The following is a 7,101-nucleotide window of genomic DNA, read 5'->3' on the forward strand; positions in this document are numbered from 1 at the left end:
CTGGCTGGCCGAGCGGGTGTCCAGTCCGACCGGCGACGGGGATCGTCATCCCCGCCCCTTCATCCTCCAGCCCGATGCGGGCTTAACCGCCAACGGCGATGCGTTTCATGTCTTTCATGTAGCCACGCAGTACCTGGCCGATTTTCTCGATCGGGTGGTTGCGGGTCGCTTCGTTGGCCGCCAGCAGCGCCAGGTTATCCACGTTCTGCCCTTCCGCCTTGCTGGCACCCAGATCGCCCGCTTTCAGGGTCGGCATGAAGTGTTCACGCAGCAACGGCACAGCAGCGTTGGCGAACAGGTAGTTGCCGTACTCGGCGGTATCGGAGATGACCACGTTCATCTCGTACAGACGCTTGCGAGCAACGGTGTTGGCGATCAGCGGCAACTCGTGCAGGGATTCGTAGTAGGCAGACTCCTCGTATATACCGGAAGCCACCATGGTCTCGAACGCCAGCTCGACACCCGCCTTGACCATGGCCACCATCACCACGCCATGGTCGAAGTACTCCTGCTCGGCAATCTTGCCAGCGAACGCCGGGGCATTTTCGAAGGCAGACTTGCCGGTCTCTTCACGCCAGGTGAACAGTTTGACGTCATCTTCGGCCCAGTCGGCCATCATGCCGCGGGAGAACTCACCGGCGATGATGTCGTCCATGTGCTTCTCGAACAGCGGGCGCATCAGGGTCTTGAGCTGCTCGGAGAGTTCGAAGGCGCGCAGCTTGGCAGGGTTGGAGAGGCGGTCCATCATCAGGCTGATACCACCCTGTTTCAGGGCTTCGGTGATGGTCTCCCAGCCGAACTGGATCAGCTTGCCGGCGTAGGCCGGGTCTGTGCCTTCGGCAACCAGCTTGTCGTAGCAGAGCAGGGAACCGGCCTGCAGCATGCCGCAGAGGATGGTCTGCTCGCCCATCAGGTCAGATTTCACTTCCGCCACGAAGGAGGACTCCAGCACCCCGGCACGGTCGCCGCCGGTGGCAGAGGCCCACGCCTTGGCGATGGCCATGCCTTCACCTTTCGGGTCATTTTCCGGGTGAACGGCGATCAGGGTCGGTACACCAAAGCCACGCTTGTACTCTTCACGCACTTCGGTACCCGGGCACTTGGGCGCCACCATCACGACCGTGATGTCGGAACGGATCTGCTGACCCTCTTCCACCACGTTGAAGCCGTGGGAGTAGCCCAGCGCAGCGCCCTGCTTCATCAGCGGCATCACGGTCTTCACCACGTCGGAGTGCTGTTTGTCCGGAGTCAGGTTCAGCACCAAATCGGCGGTCGGGATCAGCTCTTCATAGGTGCCGACCGCGAAGCCGTTGTCGGTAGCCTTCTGCCAGGAGGCGCGCTTCTCGGTGATAGCGGCCTTGCGCAGGGCGTAGGAGATATGCAGCCCGGAGTCACGCATGTTCAGACCCTGGTTCAGACCCTGGGCACCACAGCCCACAATCACCACCTTCTTGCCCTTCAGCACGTTGCAGCCGTCCGCGAACTCTTCGCGCTGCATGAAACGACACTTGCCCAGTTGGGCCAACTGCTGACGCAGGTTCAAGGTGTTGAAATAGTTAGCCATGGTGATTGCTCCGTTCGATTGATTCCATGCCGGATAGCGGCGTTGTCTGAACCACTATAGCGCGGGACACTTATTGCCTGAACTGATATATTCGAAACAGTACGTTGCAAGAATTGAAAGATTATTTTTGGCAATTGCGCCCCATGCGCGCCCCCGTATCGGCAATATTGCCGCTGAATTGTGCGGGGATGCGATTGCCGGAACCGGACGATACGACATGAATTTATGCCCTGACTGCAGCAGGAAGTGATCAATGGACCTTCGCAATCTCGAGCTGTTTCTCCACCTCGCCGACTCCCTCCACTTCGGCAAGAGTGCCGATGCCATGGCGGTCAGCCCTTCCACCCTGAGTCGCGCCATCCAGCGACTGGAACAGGAGACCGGCTGCATCCTGTTCGAGCGGGACAACCGCTCGGTGCGGCTCACCCCTGCCGGCGAGAAACTACGGGAGTTTGGCGGTGGCCTGTTGCAGGAGTGGCGCCAGCTCAAGCAGGAGCTCAAACGCAGCGATGAACCGCTGCAGGGGCGGCTGAGGGTCTTCTGCTCGGTCACCGCCAGTTACTTTCTGCTGCCCGAGGTACTGGAGCGCTTTCGCCGCCGCTATCCCCAGCTGGAGATCAAGCTGGAGACCGGTGACCCGGCGCTGGCGGTGGACAAAATTCTGGCCGACGAGGCCGATCTCGCCATCGCCGCCCGCCCCGACGCCCTGCCCGCCAAGTTGGAGTTCGCCAGCCTGCAACTGGTGCCGCTGGTCTTTATCGCGCCGCGCAACGCCCCGCAACTGAACCAGTGGTTCCGTCAGGGAGAACCTGATTGGGAGCAGTTGCCAGTCATCCTCTCCGAGCAGGGGCTGGCCCGCAAACGCAGCGATCAGTGGTTTCGCAACAAGGGGATAGCGCCCAACATCTATGCCGAAGTGGCGGGTAACGAGGGAATCGTCGCCATGGTGGCGCTCGGCTGTGGCGTAGGATTGGTGCCAGCGGCGGTAATCGACCACAGCCCGCTCGGCGACAAGGTGCGGATCATCGACCTCAAACCCGCCTTCAAGCCATTTGATGTGGGGATCGGGGTACTCAAGAAGCGGCTGGAAGAGCCGCTGATCCGCGCCTTCTGGGATACAGCGCAGAATCAGGGTTCACTGCGCTGACACCGGATTATAGATAAGGGCCGGATCGGCCATCATGATGCGGCTGGGCAGCGGCAAGTCGGGGTTGTGCAGCTCGAGGCGCACCCGCTCATCCAGTTTCAGTCGCCGAATGGTGCTGCCAAATCCCTCTTCAAAGACCCGGTCAAAAGCGCCCGATTGCCGTGCCCGCTGCAGGCCGAGCTCGATGCGCTGCGCCAGCTCCGGATATTTTGGCGAGACAAAGAAGAGCAGCGCCAGCGGATAGCGAAACACCAGACGGGGCTCGATGGCGAGATCCGGATGCTGCCTTAGCTCATCCTCGACCTCGATGACCGATCGCAGGAAACAGTCAAAGCGCTTCTTGCGCAGCATGTTGAAGAGCGCCTCATAAAGATTGCCCACCGTCACCTTGAGACCGTTGGCCCGCAGCAACTGGGTGTCTGGCCAGGATCTGTGCTGACAGATGGAGAGCCCGGCACGATGCCAGTCCGCCAACGACTCGATCGCGGCAAAACGCCCCTCATCCCCCTGCCGAACCAGACACACCCGCCACCCCAGCAGCCCCTTGGCCAACGGAATGTGGATTGCCAGCAACTCCCGTTCTCGCTGACCATCGGGGGCAAAGACACCGACCTGAACCAGCTCGCCGCTGCGCAGCTCCTTCACCGCCCGCCCCTGCTCCATTTGCGGGCTGGATACCAGCTGATAGGGGCCATATTCGGGCACGGTGAGATCGAGGGAGAGGCGCAACAACTGGACGACGGCGGGGTTGGGGTGATCCAGCAGCAGATTCCAGGCGCGGATAGGCTGCTCGGTTGCCGTTGCGCCAACCGTCCACAGTGCCATGCACCACCACCAGACTCTGATCATCCTGCGCACCATCCGTGCCTCATGCTCCTCGCCATACTATAACGTCAGCCAGCACCTCAACGGCGCCCTCTCTGAAAGATGTGTGAGCGCTCTCGTGTCAAAAGTGACAATAGGCAAACCCGGCAGGTCATCGCAGACTGGGCGTTCATCAACACACGCCAAGGCGCAGGGAGGAGAGCCATGAAACAGCATCTGGTAGAGATCAAGGGTTCAACCCTGTTTGACGAGTATCTGCAAAGCATGGGCGTGCCCAGCACGGCGCTCGACCGGGAGCAGGATATCTATCTGCAGGAACGCCACCTGGGAGCCATTCGCCGGGTGCAAGGCGAACTGCGCTTTTATCTGCGTGCCAATGCCCTGAACAAACGGTGATCAGGATCCGGTCACAGAACCCGCAGCAAAGGCGTATTAGACTGGTATCTTCCCCCTTTTGTCGGGAGTGCCCATGAAAGCAAGCGGTCTGGATCGGCTGTTCAAACCCCAATCAATCGCCGTGATCGGCGCCTCGACGGACCCGCTCAAGGCAGGTCACGTGATCGTGCGCCACTTGCTGGCGGGCCAGTTCAAAGGGCCCATCCTCCCCGTCACCCCGCGCAACAAGTCCATCGCCGGCGTGCTGGCCTATCCCGATATCGCCAGCCTGCCGCTAACCCCGGATCTCGCCATCATCTGCACCAGGCGGGAGCGGGTCTTGCCGTTGCTGGAAGCGCTTGGCCAGAAGGGGGCGGGGGCGGCCATCATACTGGCCGCCGACTTTTCCCCCGAGGAGCGACTGGAGCTGAAACGGGTCTGCCAGCAATATGACATTCGCCTGCTCGGCCCCAACAGCATGGGGATGCTGCTGCCCGGCCAAGGGATCAACGCCAGCTTTTCACCCATTGCCGCCAAGCCGGGGCAAGTCGCATTTCTGTCGCAATCCGCCGCCGTCAGCACCACCATTCTGGATTGGGCCAAGCAGCATGAGCTGGGCTTCTCCGCCTTCATCTCCCTTGGCGATCACTGCGATATCGACTTCGGCCAGCTGCTGGATCAACTCTCCCGCGATAGCGTCACCCGCGCCATTTTGATCTATATGGACAAGTTGCACGACGCCCGCCACTTTCTCTCGGCGGCGCGGGCAGCCTCGCGCAACAAGCCGATCTTGGTGCTGAAAAGCGGGCGCCACGAACCGACCCACGGCCTCGACAATGTCTATGATGCGGCCATCCGCCGTGCTGGCATGCTGCGGGTACGGGATACCCACGAACTGTTTGCCGCGGTGGAAACCCTCAGCCACTCCATGACCCTCAAGGGGGAGCGGCTTGCCATCATCTCCAACGGTCGCGGGCTGGCCAATATGGCGGTGGATGTGCTGCTGGAGCGCGGCGGCAAGCTGGCTCGCCCGCCGCTCGATATCGGCAGCGATGCCACCATCACCACCTATCAGGAGGCGCTGGACAGCGTGCTGCAGGAAGATGGCATCGACGCCATCCTGATCATCCACGCCCCCTCGCTCACGGCACCGAGCGCGCCGCTGGCCAGCCATCTTATTGCTCATCTGAAACAGCATCCCAGAGCTCGCCGTTTTAACATCCTCACCAACTGGGCGGGCGAATACTCGGCGCAGGAGGGGCGCAAACTCTTTACCGAGGCGGGCTTCCCGACCTACCGCACGCCGGAAAGTGCCATGGCCGCCTTCATGCACATGGTGGAATACCGCCGCAACCAGAAGCAGTTGATGGAGACACCGGCGTCACTACATGGCAACCAGCTCAATGTCGAGCTGTGCCAGCAGCTGATCCGCCAAGCGCAGGAGCGCAAGCAGCTGAGGCTGGATACCCATCTGGTACACCCGATTTTACAAGCCGCCGGTCTCTCGACTCTACCAACCTGGATCGTCACCGACGCCATCGAGGCGACCCTCACCGCCGAGCAGATCGGCTATCCAGTGGCGGTAAAACTGCGCTCGCCCGATATCCTGCACAAGTCTGCCGTACACGGGGTGGTGCTCAATCTGCGCACCTCGGCCGAAGTGGCACAAGCCGCAGATGCCATTCTGGACAGGGTCAAACAGCATGATCCGGGCGCCCGTATCGAAGGGCTGCTGGTACAGCGCATGGCTCGCCGCAGCGGCGGCCTCGAGCTGCGGGTACGCATCCAGCAAGACGCCATCTTTGGCCCCGTCATTCTGTTGGGTGAATCTGGTGCGGAACCGCAGGAGATGGTCGCGGCGCTACCGCCGCTCAATCAGGCGCTGGCCCGTTACCAGATCATCGGGGCACTCAAGAGTCGCAAGATCCGTGAGCAGGCCACACCGGAGCGACTGGATATCGATGCCCTCGGTCAGGTGCTCTGCCAGCTCTCCGAGCTATTGCTCGCCTTTCCGGAGATTCAGGAGCTGGACCTGCACCCGCTGCAAGCGTGCGGCGCCGAAATGGTGGTGCTGGATGCCAGCCTCACGCTGGCTGACCTCGCCCTCCCGGCCAGCAACCGACTGGCTATCCGCCCCTATCCTACCGAACTGGAAGAGGGTGCCTGGCTTAAAGATCAGCGCCATATCCTGCTGCGCCCGATCCGGCCGGAAGATGAACCGGCTCACAAACAGTTCGTGCTGCAGGTCTCCGATGAAGACAGGTACAAACGCTTCTTTGCCGATGTGGGCGAGCTGGGCCATGAAGAGCTGGCTCGCATGACCCAGATCGATTACGACCGGGAGATGGCCTTCGTGGCTGTGGGGCAAGATGGCGAGCTGCAGGATCAGATCCTCGGCGTAGTACGCGCCATTTCGACCCCGGACCAGAGCGATGCCGAGTTTGCCATTCTGGTGCGATCGGACTTGAAAGGGGTGGGCCTCGGCAAATTGATGATGGAGAAGATCATCCGTTACGCCAAAGAGCAAGGGATTGGCCAGCTATCCGGCATGACCATGCCCAGCAATCGTGGCATGGTCAACCTCGCCAAACGGCTTGGCTTCAAGATCGATGTGCAAATGGAAGAGGGGGTGGTCAATATGGAACTTCCCTGCAACCAGCAGGCGGCAGAAGGCTGATTTGGCCGCCTGTAAACTCGCTCAAATGGCTGATAAGGCTCGGATATAGCCAGAAAATGGTGGAAATAACCGGCTATCTGGCACTCTTACTTGTCAGGGAAAAGCCATATATTGGTGGTTTAACAAGCTAAAAACACCAAAGCCCGGTCATGAAGCCGGGCTTTTGTATTCGTTCTGGTGTGAAAGTCTTGGGTCGCTGGGTAAAGAGCGCCCATAGCAAAAAGGCCTTCCCAATTGGGAAGGCCTTCAAATTAGTGGCGGAGCGGACGGGACTCGAACCCGCGACCCCCGGCGTGACAGGCCGGTATTCTAACCGACTGAACTACCGCTCCGCATTCGGTTAGCTTGCGCTAAATTGTTTGCCGCGTCAGTGAGTTGTCATCCTCGCAGCCGGCTATGTGTTTTCACATCACCGTTTAATTGGGTGCCTGGCAGTGTCCTACTCTCGCATGGCGAATGCCACACTACCATCGGCGCTACCGCGTTTCACTTCTGAGTTCGGCATGGGATCAG

5 protein-coding genes and 1 tRNA gene are annotated in these 7,101 nt (G+C 60.6%); 3 read left to right on the top strand and 3 right to left on the bottom strand.

The window, feature by feature from the left end; all coding sequences use genetic code 11:
- Nucleotides 1–82: 82 nt before the first annotated feature.
- On the bottom strand, nucleotides 83–1,564 hold the full coding sequence (ilvC, locus tag AB5Y90_RS07650; protein WP_307895816.1) for a ketol-acid reductoisomerase: 1,482 nt from the start codon (nucleotides 1,562–1,564) through the stop codon (nucleotides 83–85).
- Nucleotides 1,565–1,817: 253 nt separating this feature from the next.
- On the opposite strand from ilvC, the gene ilvY reads away from it, so the two are divergent.
- A complete protein-coding gene (gene ilvY / locus AB5Y90_RS07655; RefSeq protein ID WP_005342097.1) occupies nucleotides 1,818–2,711 on the top strand; it encodes an HTH-type transcriptional activator IlvY in 894 nt (297 codons plus the stop codon).
- On the opposite strand, the gene AB5Y90_RS07660 is transcribed toward ilvY, so the two are convergent.
- On the bottom strand, nucleotides 2,700–3,560 hold the full coding sequence (locus AB5Y90_RS07660) for a hypothetical protein (protein ID WP_307895817.1): 861 nt from the start codon (nucleotides 3,558–3,560) through the stop codon (nucleotides 2,700–2,702). The genes ilvY and AB5Y90_RS07660 overlap by 12 nt on opposite strands.
- Before the next feature lie 180 nt (nucleotides 3,561–3,740).
- Between AB5Y90_RS07660 and AB5Y90_RS07665 the strand changes: the two genes are divergently transcribed.
- Nucleotides 3,741–3,932 (top strand): hypothetical protein, encoded by a 192-nt coding sequence (locus tag AB5Y90_RS07665; protein WP_005339486.1) that lies wholly within the window; start codon nucleotides 3,741–3,743, stop codon nucleotides 3,930–3,932.
- 73 nt (nucleotides 3,933–4,005) lie between these two features.
- Nucleotides 4,006–6,588: a bifunctional acetate--CoA ligase family protein/GNAT family N-acetyltransferase gene (locus AB5Y90_RS07670; protein ID WP_307895819.1), complete on the top strand. Its 2,583-nt coding sequence runs from the start codon at nucleotides 4,006–4,008 to the stop codon at nucleotides 6,586–6,588.
- Nucleotides 6,589–6,843: 255 nt separating this feature from the next.
- Here the strand turns inward: AB5Y90_RS07670 and AB5Y90_RS07675 are convergent.
- A tRNA-Asp gene (locus tag AB5Y90_RS07675) sits at nucleotides 6,844–6,920 on the bottom strand.
- Between the last annotated feature and the right edge of the window lie 181 nt (nucleotides 6,921–7,101).

It is taken from the genome of Aeromonas sp. R4-1 (assembly GCF_040908325.1).
In the GTDB taxonomy this organism is placed as follows: Bacteria; Pseudomonadota; Gammaproteobacteria; order Enterobacterales; family Aeromonadaceae; genus Aeromonas; species Aeromonas veronii.